This window comes from Terrimonas rubra (genome assembly GCF_042686025.1).
In the GTDB taxonomy this organism is placed as follows: domain Bacteria; phylum Bacteroidota; class Bacteroidia; order Chitinophagales; family Chitinophagaceae; genus Terrimonas; species Terrimonas rubra.
In genome coordinates this window covers 521340-540076 of sequence record NZ_JBHUOZ010000001.1, presented here as the reverse complement: position 1 = coordinate 540076, position 18737 = coordinate 521340, and the positions used below count along the sequence as shown (strand labels likewise).

The following is an 18737-nucleotide window of genomic DNA, read 5'->3' as shown; positions in this document are numbered from 1 at the left end:
GTACATTTAAACATTTTAATCACTGATGTTATGATGCCCGGTGCCGCGTTAGTTATCCATAAACAGGTCTTCCCATTTTTAAATATCTCCCTATATCTTAATAATATTCCGTTAATACGTGAACTCACGCTGGAAAATACTAGCAATCAATTGTTGGGAAACCTGCAGTTGCGTATTGCGGCCAATATCCCCTGTATAGAAAGTTTTACTTACGATATAGCCGGCATCCCTGCGGGTAAGGATATCAAAATCCCTTTGGAACAATTAAAAGTGAACCGCGATTTTTTAAGCCGTTTATCCGAAACGGAAAAAGCGATGATCTCTATAACTGTATGGCAAAACGAAACAAAACTGGCTGCAGAAGATATTACTATTGCTGTGCATCCGCTGGAATACTTTGGCGGCTTCCAGGTATTGCCCGAGCTGATCGCGGCCTATGTGACACCTAATCACTCTTATGTATACGCCATCAAAAATAAAGCGGTCGATATTTTATTAAAACAAAACCTGCAAACGGCTTTTGAAGGCTATCAAAGTAACAGCCCGGAAAGGGTATTACAATTAATGTCGGCTATTTACTCCGCCATTCAAAGCGAAGAGATCGTATACAGTGCCCTGGCACCGGGTTATGAAGAAACCGGGCAGCGGTTAAGACTGCTGGATACTATCCGCAAGGAAAAATTTGCCAACTGTATTGACCTTAGTTTATTGTTTGCGGCCTGCCTGGAAGCGGTGGACCTGAACCCTGTTTTAATTATTGTGCAGGGTCATGCTTTTGTAGGCTGCTGGTTACACAACGATAAATTTACCGAAACAGTGAACGATGATAAAACCGCCATTACCAAACGCCTGAGCAAGGGCATTCATGAAATGGCGGCAATAGAAGCCACCAGTGTCTGCAAAGGCAATAAGACATCTTTTACACAGGCCCTATACAGTGGCGAAGCACAACTGGTGGAAAGTGAAAATTTCCTGTTGTCGGTAGATATTAAAAGAGCCCGCACAGCCCGCATCCGCCCCCTGCCATTATTAACGGATAATACAGCCGGCCTGTCAACCGAAGATATACTGGGTAAGGAAACGCATATATTGCCGGAAACGGATTTTAATATCGGCACCGTGTATACCGATGAGTTATTACAACACAAACAAACCCTCACCAAACAGAAATTATGGGAGCGTAAACTACTCGATCTCTCATTGCGGAATAACCTGCTCAACCTGCGCATGACCCGTAATATGTTACAGTTGGCCGATATTGATATCAGTCACCTGGAAGATACACTCAGTGAAGGGAAGACTTTTACGATCATACCCAACCCCGCAGCAGAACTGTTAAGAAAGTATAACCTGTTCACCCAGCCTTTGCATCATTCATCACCTTTATACCAGCTGGCCAACGAAGAACTGAAAGCGAACTGCCTGCTCACACATTATCATCCGCAGGACCTGGATACAATATTGACCTATATGCACCGTAGTGCCAAACAGGCTATTGAAGAAAATGGTTCCAGTACCTTGTTCCTGGCAGTAGGGCTGTTAAAATGGTACGATATTAAGACACCCGATCAGCCCCGGTTTGCGCCGGTTTTACTGGTGCCGGTGGAGTTGAACCGCCGTTCGGTGAACAGTCGCTTTACGTTGAAAAGCCGGGAAGAGGAAGTGATGATCAATATTACTTTACTGGAGTTCCTGCGGCAGGAATACCAGTTAAACCTGGGCGGACTGGAACAATTACCTTATGATGAAAAAGGTGTGGATGTGGCCAAGGTAATGGGCATGTTACGCCGGGCGGTGATGCAGTTAAAAGGCTGGGATGTAGAGGAACAACTTGTATTAGGCAATTTTTCTTTTAATAAACTTATACTGTGGAAGGACCTGGTGGATCACCAGGATGCATTACTGGAAAGTGATATGGTGCGGAGCCTGGTAGCGGGTAAGCCGGTTTTTGATGTGGGCGATGAAACAATGGCCCATACTGATTTTGATGCCATCGGCGCTGCTTCGCTGACCCTACCTATCGCTACCGATGTATCACAGATGGAGGCGGTACTCACTGCACAAACAGGCCGGAGCTATATTTTACATGGCCCTCCGGGTACCGGTAAATCGCAGACCATCACCAATATGATCGCCGATGCCTTATACCGGGGTAAAAAGGTATTATTTGTTGCGGCTAAAAAAGCGGCCCTGGATGTAGTGCATAAACGGCTGGAACAAATAGGACTGGCGCCTTTTGCCCTGGAACTGCATTCCAATAAATCCAAAAAATCGGATGTGCTGGCACAACTGGCAAAAACCCTGGAAACAGCCAAACTTACCAGTACGGTTGACTTTGAACAGGAAGCCCGGCGGCTGGATGCTGCCAAAAAACAGATCAGCGATTATGTAAATCTGCTGCACCGGCAACAACACTGGGGACGGAGTCTTTATGACAGTATTACGGCTTTGGAACAATACAGGTCGCTGGCTGTTAAACCGCAACCTATACCTACACATGTCATAAAAGCATTGGATAAACAACTGTGGCAACAGTGGGAAGACTGGGTGCCGGTATATCAATCCATTGCCGGCCTGGTCATTCATCCAAAGGAAAACCCGCTGGCCTTCCTGCAGGTAAAACAATATACGGCTACCCTGCAGGAAACAATCGGGGCACAGGTACAACAGTTATTAATAGCACTGCCCGGTTACCAGCAAGCGGTTATGGCGTTGGCAGCAGCGATACATTTTCCTTTTGCATTGCAAACGAAAACAAGCCAGGAACAATTTGTGGCCATGGTACAGGCTTTTAAAAACCTGCCGGATATGCCACTCACCCTGGTACAATATTTAGCAGATAAGGATAATTATGAAGTTTATGAAGACTGGCACCGTCATTTTAAAAATTACCTGCAGGCATTTAAAAATATAACCGCTGATTATAGCCGCGATATTTTATCTGCAGATATCACTACACTCGACAGGCAATGGAAACAGGCAGAACAATCCTGGTTTTTACCCAAATGGTGGAACAAACGCAGTATAAAAAAACAACTTTCCCTGTATAAACATACGCCGGTGAACAATGATGCGGCAGTCTTACAGTTCTTTAGCCTGTACCGGCAACTGCGGGAGGAGCAGGCCACGCTGCAACAGGACCGGTATACTACCGTACAAAGGGCATTAAAAAATTTATATAAGGAAGAGCAGACGGATATAACGGATATTGACCTGAAAGCCACCATGGTGCAGCGCATTGCCGCCATGATGTTACCTTTTGGCCGTCCGGCACTGCAACAATGGATAAACGAACTTCAACAACAACAGTTGTTTTACACCGGTGATGTGAAAGGCTTGCAACCCGCTTTATGGCAAGCGTTGCTGGATAAAGCCCTGCATACCGGCCAGGTACTGCAACAATACCAGGTATTAACAGGCGCAACGATACCTGCAGGTGAAAACTGGCTGCCTGATACAGAAAAATTCCTGGAACAACTGCAACAGCACTTACCCCGCTTAAAGGACTGGATGAATTATGTGCAGCAAACAAATGCAGGTAAAGCTTTACAACTGGACTGGCTGATCCATGCGTTTGAAACGGGAGAATGCACAGCTGCAGCTATTACTGACTGTTACCATTACAGTGTGCACACAGCTACAGCGCAGTATGTGATAGAAGCACATGAATCGCTAAGTCTCTTCAATGCCGGCCTTTTTGAAAGTAAAATTGAACAGTATAAAAAAATAGCCAAAGAGTTCCAGCAACTCACCATTCAGACCCTGCGTATGAAACTGGCGGCACAATTGCCTAATACAACCGTTGATGCCATGCAGAGTTCAGAACCCGGTATTTTACAAAGGGCCATACGTAACCGTGGCCGGGGAATGAGCATCCGCCGTTTGTTTGACCAGTTACCCACCTTATTACCCAGGCTGGCGCCCTGTATGCTCATGAGTCCTATATCAGTAGCACAATACTTTGATGTGAATACCGATCATTTTGACCTGGTTATTTTTGACGAAGCCTCCCAGTTACCCACCTGTGAAGCGGTAAGTGCCCTGGCGCGTGCTAAACAGGCTGTGATCGTGGGCGACCCCAAACAGATGCCGCCTACTTCCTTCTTCAGCACCAATAAAACAGACGAAGAAGATGCGGAGATAGAAGACCTGGAAAGTATACTGGACGATTGTTTATCACTCTCTATTCCCTCTAAATACCTGCTGCGGCATTATCGCAGTAAACACGAAAGTTTAATTGCCTTCAGTAATGCCAGCTACTACGAAAACAAATTACTTACCTTCCCTTCGGCCGATGACCTGAACCGTAAAGTGCAGTACCATCATGTACCCGGGCATTATGATAAAGGAAAAACCCGCACCAATAGTTTTGAAGCCGATGCTATTGTACAATATATAAGGGCGCATTACAGCGATCCGGCAAAACGGGTCTATAGTTTGGGTGTGGTAACTTTCAGCCAAACCCAGCAAAACCTGGTAGAAGATAAATTACTGGCCCTGTATAGTAAGGATGCACAACTGGAACAATGGGCTAATGAAGCTACGGAACCACTCTTTATTAAAAACCTGGAAAATGTGCAAGGTGATGAAAGGGATAATATTCTTTTCTCTGTGGGCTATGCCCCGGACCAGGAAGGTAAAATGACCATGAACTTTGGTCCGCTTAACCGCAATGGTGGCTGGCGCCGTTTAAATGTAGCAGTGACCCGTGCAAGGTATGAAATGCATGTGTTTGCCACACTGGTTGCAGACCAGATAGACCTGAACCGTACAGCAGCCGAAGGTGTTGCAGGGTTAAAAGCATTTTTACAATTTGCCCAAAACGGTCACCTGGCTTTACCGGCACAGGATGTTCAGATAGATAATCACCAGCTGTCACAGGCTATTGGTCAGCGTTTGCAGGAACAGGGTTTGCAGGTACAATGCGATATCGGCACTTCCGGCTTTAAGATCGATATAGGGGTGGTACATCCGCAGAAAGAAAAGCAATATATACTGGGTATTTTAATTGATGGGCCTTACTACTACAATGCCCGTACGGCCAACGACCGGGAAATGGTTATGCCCGGGGTATTAAAAGCATTGGGCTGGAACCTGCACCGTATCTGGACCATGGACTGGTATGAAAACAGCGATAAGATCGTTGACGGCATAGTGAGCAAAGTGCAACAGTTGGTACAGCAACCAGCACTAGTTACAGGGACCGGGATACAGGAACCGGCAGAAGAGGATAGTGCCGGGTTCCCGGCTTTTACGGCAGTAACCGAAGCAGTACCCCTGGTGCCTGTAAAAAAACAAAAACCTTACCTGGCCCATACGCTCAGTAAAATACCTGGTGCCGGTAACGATGCTATCTATGAAGCGCAGTACCGGCAACGCCTCGTGCAGCAGGTACAAATGCTGGTAGCCATGGAAGCGCCGATCAGTAAAAACTGGTTGTACAGGAAAATATTACAGGCATGGAATATCAGTCGTGTAGGAACAAAACTGGAAGCCTACCTGCAGGAGATCATTACCGAAATGGACCTTACAACAACCCGGCACCATCAACCTTTTTACTGGACTGCACCTGTGGCCGAGATGGATCATTATCGCAGTAATGAAACGGAAAAACGTAACATAGAAGATATTGCTCCCGAAGAGATCATCGTAGCGCTGGAAGAAGTAGTGGCTTACAATCTCAGCATTGATGAGGAAGAACTGGTACGGTATCTCTGTCGCAGTTTTGGTTTTAGCAAAGTGGGCAAGCAAATAGACAGTTTGTTGCGCTATGCCATTGATATGGCAGAAAAAGATGGTAAAATTATAAGGGAAGATGGTCGGGTAAAGATCAGTGAAGCATCGCATCATAAAGTTTAAGGGGTAAGGGTAAAGCAAAAAGCTAAAAGCTGAAAGCGGTGAAAGGTGTTTGCGGGATTACGTCATGCCGACGCAGGAGGCGTGACTACTTTGTGTCACTCCGTGCAAACCCTTTGTGAACCTTTGTGATACTAAACTTTCTTGCCAGGAGACCTTTCCTTCGTTCGCCCAGTAACGTCATGCGACGCAGGAGGCATCTCATCCTAATGAATACGCTATGCTGTTGAAGGATACCTCTCCTTCGTCGATGTGACAGCAAGCTTATCAGGTATCCCATCGGGATACCATATTTATAGCTTATGAATAAAAAAGCAACCACGACCCCGGAGGGGTCGAATGTTTATTTAAGCTAATCTATACCACCACCCAACCGCAAATATTCACCAATAACCGTTGCACCAGTATAAACATTTACAAACATGATTAATTAGTATTTTAGCATATGCCATTTTCAAATCTCAGTATCGATGTTAATACATTGCCCCGGCAGGAGGAGCTGGAACTTCAGCCTGTATCGCCAAAATTTAAAGCCGTACAGTGGTGGAACTGGTCTGTTTTATGGATAATTATAGCCGCTTTATTTACCGGCTTTCTTTTTTTGCCTAAAGTAAAACTAAGCGTTACTGCCATTATTATTGTCAGTGGCAGTTTATTGCTGCTGGCTGTAATACATAAAATTGCCCAACTGCTCAGCTTCCGTTTCCGCGCCTTTGCTGTAAGAGAACATGATATTGTTTACCAGCAGGGCTGGCTGATCAGAAAAAAAGAATTCTGCCCCTTTAGCCGGATCCAGCATTGCAGCGTAAACGCCGGCATTTTTGAACGTAAATATGGCTTAGCTACCCTGGAAGTATTTACGGCCGGTAGTAGCGGCGCCGATATAGCCATAAAAGGACTTACCGCAGAACAGGCCACCCTGTTAAAGGAAATGATCATCAAAAACGCAGGGCAGGATGACAACATTTAACTGGGACCAGCCGCAACGCCAGCCCGGCAAGGCGCTGATCTACGTGTTTTATAAAACACTGCTGACCGCTATCAAGATCTTCATTCCTTTTTTACTCACCATCTTATTCAAGGATAGTAAAAAACAGGGCAATGTATGGGAATACACGGCCGTTTTTATTCCTGTACTGGCGCTGGTAGTGGCCGTGATCAGTTATCGGTTTTTCCGTTTTTATATCAATGAGTTGAAACAACTGGTGGTACAAAAAGGCATTTTTACCCGTAAACAGGTGGTATTACCGCTGGAGCGGGTACAGGCTGTAAACGTGCAACAGCAATGGTTACACCGTTTAACCAACCTGGCCGAAGTTACTTTTGATTCACCGGGTACCAGCAGCGAAGAAGTGAAAATAACCCTTACCCTGCAACAGGCCAATGCGTTAAAAGAGTATATCTTCCTGCAAAAAAACAACCCTGAGCAGCCTGTTGTAACGGCAGCAGAAAAGGTAATACCTGAACCGGTAAAAAGCTACCGATTATACGACCTTGATCCTTTGTCATTGATCAGGCTGGGGCTAACGGCCAACCATATTGAAACCTTTCTTATTACACTCACATTCGGCTACTCTTTATTACAGAATATTAAAAGCGCATCGGATGATTATTACAATAAAAGCATGGACCTGGTATCGGGCTATATGGTATACCAATCGGCATTGGGTGTATTTTTAGTGGTATTACTGGTACTGGCTTTATCGGTTATTATTTCGTTTTTCCGTATTGTACTAAAATATGCCAACTTTAATATTGCGGCCGTGGGTAACCGGTTCCAGATACGCACGGGTTTAATTAATACCAAAGAAGTGCTGGTGCCTTTTTCCAAAATACAATACATCAGCTGGCGGGCCAACTGGCTGCGTACCAAAACAAAACTATATGTACTGCAGTTCCATAATATTGGCCAGCTGCAGTTAAAAGAAGCACAAAAGGTTTTGATCCCCTTAACCCGGCTGGAGTTTTTACCACAGCTGCTGGCAAACTATCATCCTTTACTTTCAGCCGATGGCCCTGCTATACGGGTTCATAAAAGTTATATATCGAGGATGTATATCCTGGTACTGTTGCCTTTGCTGGCAGTGGTGCTGGGCATTGCCTGGTTTTACCCGTTCTTTTACTGGGGTTTATTGGTGGTGGTGTATAATGCCGGCAGTATTTACTTGTTTCAGCAAAAATTCCGCATGCGTTTTAATGAAGAGGTGATACATATCCAAAAAGGCAGTTATGGTAGTGAGGACCTGTTATTGTTATGGCATAAAATCCAGACGGTAACGGTACAGCAAAGCCTCTACCAGCGTAAAGCCGGCCTGGCTTCGGTTAAACTGGGAACTGCAGGAGGTTCAGTAACTATTCCATATATCCCGCTGGAAACGGCCAACCAGGTAGCCAATTTTGCTTTATATAAAACGGCAACAGAAAAGTGGTAATAATATATTGTTTTATTATTATGTATATAATTCTTACCCCTTTATAGCACAATTGTGTTTCTACGTGCATTTTTTCCTCTTTTTGTTAGTAAAAATTCCTTTTAGAAAAAGTATTCAAATTTGATTGAATTAAATTTGCAAAAAATTTAATATATAATGAATTTGAAAGTTACTCAGTTACGAAAAACAATCGGTTTAGTTCTTTTATCGGCAGTTAGTTTACAGGCAGGCGCTCAAAATTTAATCGTAAATCCAAGCGCTGAGTCGGCTATCGCCAGCCCCTGGGTAGTGGCAAATGCTATTTCGGCCTGTGCCGGTGGCACCCAGTGGAGAATGGTACAGGGCCAAAGCGGTTACCCTAATGCACAACATGGTTCATACTTTTTTCAGACTGGTTGCGGTGGTACTATCGGCAACAGTTACGAATTATACCAGGATATTAATATGAGCAGCCGGATAACCCCCATTGATGCCAATGCACTCACCGTTAACTTTTCGGGTTATATGCAGTCCTACAACCAGAGCCCGGTTGACGAAACAAGAATGATAGTGGAATTCCGTTCGGCGGGAGGTACAGTTCTCGATTCTTATGATACCGGCGTAAGAAGTGTGGTATCCGTTTGGACCCAGTATGCTAATACCCGTACCGCACCGGTGGGAACCCGTACCATCCGCATCCGCTTAATTGGTATTGCCCGTAACGGTAACGCCTTGGATGCTTATTTTGACAATCTTTCTTTAACCGTATCTACTACCTTACCCGTAACCCTGCAAAACTTTACAGCAACAGCGCAGCAGGAATCGGTAAAACTGGCCTGGACTACCAGCAGCGAAACAAATAACAAAGGCTTTTCCATTGAACGCTCTAACAATGGCCAGAACTGGAATAATATTGGTTTTGTAGCAGCGCAAACAGGTATTGCTGGTGATAAAACATATAGCTTTACTGATAATGCACCTGTAGCCGGTAATAACTATTACCGTTTAAAACAGGAGGATCTGGACGGTGTGTACACTTATTCAGGCATTCAAACGGTACAGTTCTCCGGTAAAGCCAGATCATTCATATTCCCTAACCCCGTGCAGGAAACACTTAATTTCTCCACCGGTATGATCAGCCCTAAAGTAAAAGTGATGAACACCGAAGGTAAAGTGATACTTATACATACCGGCACACAACGCCAGGTAAATGTAAGCCAGCTGGTAACAGGCATCTATTACCTAGTACTGGAAGATGGTACCCGGAAAGAAGTATTAAAGTTCATGAAACAATAATATTGTGTTACAGCCCTCACCAAATGCCCTTCTGTATGGAAGGGCATTTTTATTTTGGCGTTCCCTGCGGGCCGGGCTGTACGCTATATCTTTTGCCCCTGCTGCCAGCCCCCACACTGCAAAAGGATGCCGCTTCCATCCCTAACGCGTTATACAAAATAACCGGGTAATAAAAAAGGTGGCCTGCGCCACCTTGTATAAGTTAGATATGTAAATGATCAGTGTTTTACAATCTCTTTCACTATACCTCCCTGCGGTTCCCTTACGGTCTGGGTAAAAATAAAAGCCTTGGGATCAATGGCATGTACAATATTCTTTAGCTTTCTCACTTCCAGGCGGGTAACAATGGTAAAAATAATATCCACGTCGGCGCTCTGTTCAAAGGATTCTTTCATAAAACCTCTTTCACCTTTATACACGGTAATACCACGGTTTAAAGTAAGTACCAGTTCTCTTTTAATGGCCTCACTATTGCCCGATACAATGGTTACGCCGGTATAAGCTTCAATACCTTCTATCACATACTTGGTCATCTGGCTGGCCACCAGGTAAGTAAGTATGGCGTACAGGGCCGTCTCAATTTTCATAAAAGCCGCTGCAATAATAAAGATCAGGATATTCATTCCCAGGATGATCTCGGTAATACTAAAACTGCTCTTCTTCAGGGTAAGCAGGGCAAATACTTCCATACCATCAAAAGTGCCGCCGCCACGCATGGAAAGGCCAATGCCAATACCCAGGAAAAAACCACCGAACATAGCCACTAACAGCTTATCATGCGTTAACTCGGGAAAAGGTAAAAAATGCATGGTAAAAGCGATCAGTATAATGGTAAGGCTGCTGCGGATGGCAAAATGTTTGCCCACTTTAAAGTATGAAAGTATGATAAAGGGAATATTCAGTAATAATAAAAGCAGGCCCAGGTTCCAGCCTTTTACTTCATATAATAACAGCGATAAACCGGTTACGCCACCATCTAAAAAATGATTGGGTACCAGGAAACTCTTTAAACCAAAACTGGCACAAAGCACACTCAGTATTAAATAAATAACATCCGATACACTGAACATGGGACCTTTATGGGAACTGTGAGTAGCTGACATAGCGGGTTGCTTTCCTTTTTGCAGGTTTAGTTTTACAATAGCCAGGTTTTCCTGTTTCTTTTTACTGCGTTTTTCAATGGCGGTGCGGGTAAAATAACGGTGGTTTTCCAGAAATTTTTCCTGGAATACATTCCAGTCTTCTTCAGAGCCTATCAGTCCCGATGCGGTCATCTCCCTGTACAAACGGTTACCGGTAATAAAAAAATCATCACGGCCCAGGTAATCCAGGTCGGCATCGGCCAGTATTTGTTCCAGTTTATTTTGGGGTGACTGTGGTATCCTGGTGGCCATGATCATGCCTTTGATGGCATCTACCTGCTCCTGTGTGTACTGGTACTGCGGCAAATACTCCTGGGCCAGCTCGCAGGATCTTATTTCATGGTCTTTGGCCCCATATAAAAAACCGGAATCATGGAAAAGGGCGGCTGTCTGCAGCAATACCAGCTCTTCTGCACTTACGTTTTCGGCTTCTCCAATTTCCGTAGCCACGGCTATCACATCATTTACATGCGACAGGTTATGATAAGCAAGATGATCCGGCAGCTCTTTACCGAGCTTATCCAGGATAACCGCTTTAATGGCACTGTATTGCATAATTTATATTGGAGATAAAATTAGTTCTGCTTCGAATGTACAAAATACATTTCCATTTCACCTTTTCCTTTGGTACTGATCTTCCCGCGGGAAGTAAAATGAAACTGTTCTTTTACCAGCTGGTAGGTAGTATCGGAAATATTTACCTTACCTACTTCGCTGTTTTGTTCCATCCTGGCGGCCGTATTTACGGTGTCGCCCCAAATATCGTAAGCAAATTTCTTTACACCTACTATTCCGGCAATAACATTGCCCGAGTTAATACCAATCCTGATATCAAGGGCCGTAGGGCTCACGGCTTTTCTTTTTTCAATAAAGCCGGCAATGTCCAGCGCCGCATTCACTGCATTGGCCGCGTGTTGCGGGTTGGAGCTGGGTAAACCGCTTACCGCCAGGTAAGCATCACCAATGGTCTTTATTTTTTCCAGCCCGTACTGTTCAATAATTTTATCAAAAGCGGTAAAGCAAATATTTAACTCGTTCAGCAGGGCCTGTACGCCAATTTTTTCGGCATTGGCGGTAAAGTTTACAAAGTCGGTAAACAACACGGTCACTTCTTCATGTAAACGGGCGGCGGTTTGGCCGTTGGCTTTCAACTCTTCCGCTACTTCATAAGGCAGTATATTCAGCAACAGGTCATCGGATTTTTGTTTCTCAATGGCAATTCTTTTATTATCCTTCTTCTTTTGCAGGTAGGACCAAATGGCTACGGCAAATAATACCAGGGCCAGTAAGCCGCCTATAATGGACATGTTACGGATATTACGCGTACGGCTCAGTTCGGCTGCAGCCACTGCATCTTTCTTTTCCTGGTTGATCCGCGCAATTTCTTTTTCCTGCTCAAACTTTAAGGTAATGGCCTGTTGCTCCTGTTCATACCGGCTCTCAATATCCCTGCGCTTCAGCTCTTCCTCCAATAGCAGTCTTTTTCTTTCTTCCTCCGATTTGGCTGCCGCCTGTTTTTTTTCAAACTCAAAACGCAGGGCTTTCAGTTCTATTTCTTTTTGCAGTTGCAGTCTTTTGGTTTCCTCTTCCAGCATTACCCGGTTTCTTTCTTTCACCAGTTCCAGCTCCGCTTCCTTATTGGAAAAATCTCTCAGTTTTTCTGTACCGTAAATACTATCCCTGAGTTCAATAGCTTTATTGTAATAGTCGTAAGCCTTATTATAATTGCCCAGTAATTTATTGGCGGTTGCCAGTACCCGGTAATTATGCAGTATCAGGTTGGGGTTTACCAGGTCCTGTTGGGTCAGTACCTTTTCAAAGTTATCGGTTACCTGTTGGGTAATATCTTCCAGGTCCTTTTTGTAATGTGCGGTCTGGTTTGTACTGTCCGCTGTTAAGCGGCTAAGCCGGATGGTCCATAAAAAAGAGGTATGGTACAGGTAGGAGTCGTGTTTGGCATCAATCAGGTCTATCGCGTTTAAAATAAGCTCTTCCGCTTTTTTATAATTTTTTTGTTCAAAGGCAATGGCCGATAAGGGGTTCAGTATATTGGAAATATTTTCTGTATCATTAACCGACCGGTAATATTGCAGCGCTTTTTCCAGGTAGGCTGTGGCCGAATCGGGTTTACCGGCATTTACATAAGCAGTGCCAATGGCCATCTGTGAAATGGCCACATTCGCATCGTCTTTTTTGCGCAGAAAAAATTCCTTACTTTTCTGAAACGCTGCTATACATTTATCGGATTGCCCGGTAATACGGTACAGGTTAGCCATTTGCTGGTAAGCATGGCCTGTAAGATCGGGGTAGTGCTTTTCTACAAAATCAATGTATTCGGTATTAATGTTGAGGGCATTGCCATATTGCTGCCGTACAATATAAGCATGGCTGACACCCTGGTAAGCGGTGGTGATAAAAGCAGGATTTATTTTTTTGCCCTCCTTGCCGTAATTGATATTGCGGGTATAATAGGTAACTGATCTGTCATACTGCTTTTGCCTGTAGGCCAGTGAGCCCAATGCATTGTTTAACTGTGACCTGCCCTCAATATCATCGCTTTGTTCATAAAAGGCGGCGGCCAGTTCCAGCGAATTTTCTGCTGCTGCATAATCACTTATATAAGCATAGAGTGTACCGAGCGATAACCGGACTTTTGCCACCGATTTTTTATCGTTAAGCTGTTCATAAATTGCCAGTGATCTTTTACCATAGTAAATAGAACTATCGGCCACGGTTTTTTTGATAAAATAATTGGCTATATCCCGGTATAATTCAGCTTTGCTCCTGATATCGTTGGTGCCGGCAATAACAGCTCTTAAAGAATCAGGCGTGGAGGGTGATTGTGCCCGGGTAGACGAATGATAACCGCAGATTAATAAAAATAAAAGGACGAACCTTTGTGATAGTTGCATTTTCATGTGAGATGGCGCAAAAATAATACTATTTACAGTTAGCCGGGGCATAGTATTAGCGGGGTAACCAACTGTTAACAGGCAAACGCCTTGTTACTGCAGCCGGGTGGCTGCCCGATGGTAATGAAAAGCCCGCTGAAGGCTGGCGGGCAGGGCTGTGGCGGACTTGTAATGTACAGCGGGGACTGCAGCTGAAGGTTGTTACCACAGCCGACAGCCCATAAAAAAGCCATGCTTATCATAAGCATGGCTTTTACAGTAAAGCGGGCTGGTCTATAATTTAACCACTTTTACCACCGTGGTTTTTTTGTTGGCAAACGTAACTTTTACCTGGTACACGCCCGGTGCCAGTGCCGGTGCTTCAATACGATGCACACTTTGACCGGTAAGCTGTTCCGTTAACATGGTTTGACCGGCCAGGTTAATTACCTGGATGGTGGTTGCATTTTGCAGGTTGTACACGGTAAAGCCCGTGGTGAACGGATTAGGCGCTACCAGCACATTTTCGTAATTGTTGCCATAACGTACCGTTACAATATTGGAATAAGTAATAGTGCCATTGCTGCTCACCATTCTTATACGGTAGTGGTACACACCAATGGTGTTCAGCACATCCACATCCCTGTATTGTAAAGGATCGGTACTGTTGCCTGCCGCGGCTACCGATGTGAGGCGTTTAAAGTTTACACTGTCGGTACTGCGCTCAATAGCAAAATAACTGCTGTTGGTTTCGCTCAGGGTGCTCCAGTCAAGGTTGGATACATTACCGTTCAGTACTACATTCAGTTGTAAACCTACTACCGGTAAGCTATAGGTAACACCATTGCTTACGGCACTTTCGTTATTGTTTTTATCAACCGATGATACTACATAGTAGTTACCCAAACCGCCACCTACCGGTAATGGTATGTGTACTTTGGTGTTGTTGGTAATGGCGTAAATATGTTTGCTGTTATTGGCCTGGCTAAGCGCCTGGGCTGCATTGGCAAAACGGTATACCACGTATTTTTTAGCCAGGTCGCCATCAGCGGCCGCTTCCGGTGCATTCCAGTACAATGTGTCTTTGGCAATGTTTGCACCCGATGGCGGGTTAGGGCAGATGGTCTCTTTCCAGTTCAGTATTGGGTTTAAGGCCTTATACTGGTAATGGTTGTTTTGTAACAGGGTTTTAATGTTTTTAACATTGCCCATCAGTTGTTTGTTGCTGAATAGGATCTGGCCTTTGATCTGCTCACGGCTGGCCGCTTTGTTCAGGCTTATCTGGTTCTCAATTTCTGTACCGGCCCAGTTATTATCATCGGCCATTTTATATAAAGCCAGTCCGGGATAAATAAAGCGGTTGTACAGTACACCCTGGTCGTTCCACCATTGTGATAAGGCGGCATAATCCTGGGCGCCGGTTATTTTCCAGTACAGCTGTGGTGCTATATAATCTACTTTACCGGCCTGCAACCAGGCAATAGGATCGCAGTAGATGGAGCTGAAGGAAGACGTACCGGTAATACCGGCCGGAGTACCGCTTTTCCAGATACCAAAAGGACTAACCCCGAAGATTACGTTACGGGAATTATTGTTGTTGATATACTGTATGGTATCATATACCTGTGCGATCAGGCGGTTGATATTATCGCGGCGCCAGTCGTTGATATTGGTAATATTACCGGGGTTATAAGTGGTATAAGTGGCATCATCCTGCCCGGTCATACCGGCATAAGGATAGAAGTAATCATCAAAATGAATACCATCCACATTATAACGGCCGGCAATATCTGCCACCACATCGGTAATATATTTTCTTACCTGTGGTATGCCGGGGTTCAGCATGGTAATGGTGCCGGAAACAAAGGTCCAGTCGGGGTGCTGACTGGCCACGTGGCCCGATGCTAAAGCAGGTGTGCTTTGTTTGGCACGGAAGGGGTTGATCCAGGCATGTAATTCCATACCACGGGCATGTGCTCCGTCAATGGCAAACTGTAAAGGATCCCACAGCGGGTTAGGAGCCGTGCCCTGTGCATTGGTTAACCAGTATGACCATGGTTCATAATTGGATGCATATAAAGCATCGGCCTCCGGACGTACCTGTAAGAACACGGTATTGATGTTGGTAGCCTGTAAACTATCCAGGATTTTTACCAGCTCGGCCTGTTGCTGTGCGGTGGTAAGGGTCCTGCTCGATGGCCAGTCGATATTGGATACCGAAGATACCCATGAGCCGCGCAGTTCACGCTTAGGACGGTTAGGATCAGGCTCAGCTTCCTGCGAGCCGCAGGTACTGGTAACCGTAATGGTTACGGTAGCAATATTGGATAACTGCCCGTTTTTATTTTTCATTTGGTAGCTGAACTGGTCGGTACCGGTAAAGCCCGCATTGGATACATAAATAATATAACCGTTAGGACTAATGGTAGCCGTACCGCTTAATGGTTCGGTAGTAATAGCAATAGATGCTGTATCAATAGCTACACCATACTTAATATCGTTGTTTAAAATACTGATATGCTGGGCAATGCCTGACTGTGCACCTGCATTATCGTCTATAGCCAATGGTGGTGTAGTGGGATAAGGGGCGGCAAAATAATCCAGCGCTTTATCCATAAAACTGGTGATACTGGTTTGCGCAGCTGTTTCTAAAGTAAAGGACAGGAAGATAACCGTACCGGGAGTAGTGGTTTTAAAAATTCCTTTATAACCCACACCACCGCGACGGTTGGCAATAGCATAGTTTAAAATATTAACGCCGCCATTGGTGGCTTCAATCGCATCGGGGAAATCCTCGGGGTAAGTAATGCCAAAAGGTATATTTAAGCCTTCAAACATAGTACCCGCAATGCCGGTAGCCGGGGTATAGTTGGCAGCACCATCTGCTACATAGGTCGATCTTAAATAGGTAGTGGCAAACTCCGCATCATAGGTGGCCGAGGCAGGGCGGCTTACGTTATAGGCGATCTCCGAGCCGGAGATCAGTATTTTGCCACCATTATCCAAATAGTTTTTAATAGCATTTTTCTCGGCAGTGGAAAATACTTCTTCCACGCTCGATTCGTCACCTACATACCATACCACAATATCATAATCACGCAGGTTCACTGCGCCTGTTTCCACCACTTCATTGGCTACACTGTTTATTTGTAGAGCCTCGTTATCACGCAGGGCCCTGAAATACATGGTGCTGAAAATATGGCTGCCGCCGGTATAGGAACCATTGGGTCTGTCATAACCATCCACTATGAGCACTTTTTGCCCCGTAGTGCCCGAAGAACGGGAGTAAGCATCGGAAGGCGGGCTTTCCATAATGGGGTTAACCTGGTTGTTTACAATAGCCGTAATACGGAAATGATGCACATTACCGGTAGGTGGTACAATAAATTGTGAAGGCTGCAGGGTAACGGATGTAGTATTGGCGGTTAAAGTAGTTTCGTTTGCTGCCAGCGCCCAGGTTGTTGCCGCATCGTTGGTAGCATAATATAAACGGTAACCTACCAGACCAAAATCGTTGCTTTTTAACCAGCTGGCAGTAACCTGTGTACTGTTGGGTTGCGACATTACTGTTTGTAATACCGGCCTGTTTAAAGTAGTAACCGGTGTGGCTGCCGCTATTTTATTTAATAAAACGGTCCATCTTTCGGGTGTTAAATTGGGGCAGTCGGTAGAGCGTATATCGCTGTGACCATAAATACCTTTTTCTCCATCGGTTACACGCCTGGTACGGGGTATGCCCCAGCGGTCACATACATTGGCTGCTAAACGGGCGGCCGAGTTTAACATAGGTTCGCTGTCCCACATAGCTAAATTGGTAGCCAGTACTTCGTGCTCCACACCAATACCTTCCTGGTTGTATAAATTCACACCCTGCGAAAAAGCCCGGCTTGATTCGGCTACCACCTGGCTTACTACGCCATCAGTATTACGTATTACATAGTGAGCACTTACACTGGAACTGCAATCCTTAAACCAGTTAATGGCGCCCTGGTAGGTGCCGGTAGCCACATAATGTATAAAATAAAAATTAACCACGCTGGGGTTGGTACGGGCACCATAGTTACAGGTAGTAAAATTGTAAACGGCTAAAGGGTAATCCAGCCTGAACTCCCTGGAGGCGCTGGGCGGATTGTTTACCGGTGTTTCAGGAGCCGGGAACATAACTGACTGCTCCAGCTGGTAACCGGCCGGGGGTATATTAATAATTTCCTGCCACAGGGTAACGGTTTTGCTGCCATGGGTAATAACATCGTAAATGCGAACGGCCAGTTCGTGCTGTAACTTTTCATCGGTAAGGCCGGTAAGCTTTTTCATGGCATCAAACCAATCGGTAGGGTTGCTGCTGGCCGGCTTCCCCTGCTGGTACTTGGCCAACAGTGCTGCTGCAGCACGTATATTGGTGCGGGCATTGGTTTTAATGGCATCGGCCGTCGTATTCAGTAAGGCCGCTGCCTCGCTTATCTGTTGTACAAACTGGTTCTCTATTATTCCCATCACACCCCATGATCCGTACATGGACGAGGATACCTGGGCCCAGTTACTCTGCACCTGGGCGGTGGCATGCAGCAGGCTTACCGGTACATTAAATTCGGCGGCAGCCTGTGTAAAATATTTTTGTAAGGTGGCCACATTGGGATGGGGTCTGTTTAAAAACTCAATCAACTGGTCGCTGCCATGGTCGTGCCCGTAATCGTCATTAGCGGGGTAATCAGCAGGGTTATGAGATAACTTGGAGCTTAAATACGGCGTCATATCGCGTTGTAAAAAAACATCACCATTGGCATGGGTTATTTTTTTAATAGGGCTCCGTACATACTTTTTTGCTAAGGAATACAGCGAATCGTCGGTCTGGAATCTTGACGGCTGCTGGCTAAAAGCAATTGAACATAAAAACAATAACAAACAGGTTACGAGTGTAAAACGTAATCTCATAGCAAAGTGTTGGGTTTATAAAAGGGAAAAATAACGTGATGAATATACGCCTAAAAGTGCAGATTTGTGAATGTATTTTACGCATATACTTGCATAAACCTGCATTTCGTTGATTTTTTATGCTTGCGTATATCGTTTTTTGGCGGAAAATCAGGCTGTATCTGTCATCAGGTTTGGGGCTTTCGGCTGCAATGCAATACCCGGCTGTA

Annotated in this window: 7 protein-coding genes; 4 read left to right on the top strand and 3 right to left on the bottom strand. The window is 45.1% G+C overall.

Going from position 1 to position 18737, the window contains the following annotated elements; genetic code table 11:
• Positions 1-30: 30 nt before the first annotated feature.
• From ACFS6H_RS02215 to ACFS6H_RS02200, 4 genes are all read left to right on the top strand, one after another.
• The gene (locus ACFS6H_RS02215; protein ID WP_386094759.1) at positions 31-5859 is read left to right on the top strand and encodes a DUF3320 domain-containing protein; all 5829 of its coding nucleotides are present in this window, start codon (positions 31-33) and stop codon (positions 5857-5859) included.
• Between the two features lie 442 nt (positions 5860-6301).
• The gene (locus ACFS6H_RS02210; RefSeq protein WP_386094756.1) at positions 6302-6826 is read left to right on the top strand and encodes a PH domain-containing protein; all 525 of its coding nucleotides are present in this window, start codon (positions 6302-6304) and stop codon (positions 6824-6826) included.
• The gene (locus tag ACFS6H_RS02205) at positions 6813-8288 is read left to right on the top strand and encodes a PH domain-containing protein (protein WP_386094753.1); all 1476 of its coding nucleotides are present in this window, start codon (positions 6813-6815) and stop codon (positions 8286-8288) included. Before ACFS6H_RS02210 ends, ACFS6H_RS02205 begins: the two co-directional genes overlap by 14 nt.
• Before the next feature lie 156 nt (positions 8289-8444).
• On the top strand, positions 8445-9563 hold the full coding sequence (locus ACFS6H_RS02200) for a T9SS type A sorting domain-containing protein (protein WP_386094750.1): 1119 nt from the start codon (positions 8445-8447) through the stop codon (positions 9561-9563).
• A gap of 218 nt (positions 9564-9781) precedes the next feature.
• On the opposite strand, the gene ACFS6H_RS02195 is transcribed toward ACFS6H_RS02200, so the two are convergent.
• From ACFS6H_RS02195 to ACFS6H_RS02185, 3 genes are all read right to left on the bottom strand, one after another.
• Positions 9782-11260 carry a YitT family protein gene (locus ACFS6H_RS02195; protein ID WP_386094747.1) on the bottom strand — a complete coding sequence of 493 codons (1479 nt, stop codon included), beginning with the start codon at positions 11258-11260 and terminating at the stop codon, positions 9782-9784.
• Between the two features lie 20 nt (positions 11261-11280).
• Positions 11281-13623 carry an adenylate/guanylate cyclase domain-containing protein gene (locus tag ACFS6H_RS02190; RefSeq protein WP_386094744.1) on the bottom strand — a complete coding sequence of 781 codons (2343 nt, stop codon included), beginning with the start codon at positions 13621-13623 and terminating at the stop codon, positions 11281-11283.
• A 267-nt stretch (positions 13624-13890) separates the two neighbouring features.
• Positions 13891-18528 (bottom strand): family 10 glycosylhydrolase, encoded by a 4638-nt coding sequence (locus ACFS6H_RS02185; protein WP_386094741.1) that lies wholly within the window; start codon positions 18526-18528, stop codon positions 13891-13893.
• Positions 18529-18737: the final 209 nt, after the last annotated feature.

Excerpts from the sequence above, each read along its gene's own strand:
- ACFS6H_RS02190 (WP_386094744.1), bottom strand. The coding sequence starts at position 13,623 with ATGAAAATGCAACTATCACAAAGGTTCGTCCTTTTATTTTTATTAATC.
- ACFS6H_RS02185 (WP_386094741.1), bottom strand. The coding sequence starts at position 18,528 with ATGAGATTACGTTTTACACTCGTAACCTGTTTGTTATTGTTTTTATGT.
- ACFS6H_RS02210 (WP_386094756.1), top strand. The coding sequence starts at position 6,302 with ATGCCATTTTCAAATCTCAGTATCGATGTTAATACATTGCCCCGGCAG.
- ACFS6H_RS02205 (WP_386094753.1), top strand. The coding sequence starts at position 6,813 with ATGACAACATTTAACTGGGACCAGCCGCAACGCCAGCCCGGCAAGGCG.
- ACFS6H_RS02195 (WP_386094747.1), bottom strand. The coding sequence starts at position 11,260 with ATGCAATACAGTGCCATTAAAGCGGTTATCCTGGATAAGCTCGGTAAA.
- ACFS6H_RS02200 (WP_386094750.1), top strand. The coding sequence starts at position 8,445 with ATGAATTTGAAAGTTACTCAGTTACGAAAAACAATCGGTTTAGTTCTT.
- ACFS6H_RS02215 (WP_386094759.1), top strand. The coding sequence starts at position 31 with ATGATGCCCGGTGCCGCGTTAGTTATCCATAAACAGGTCTTCCCATTT.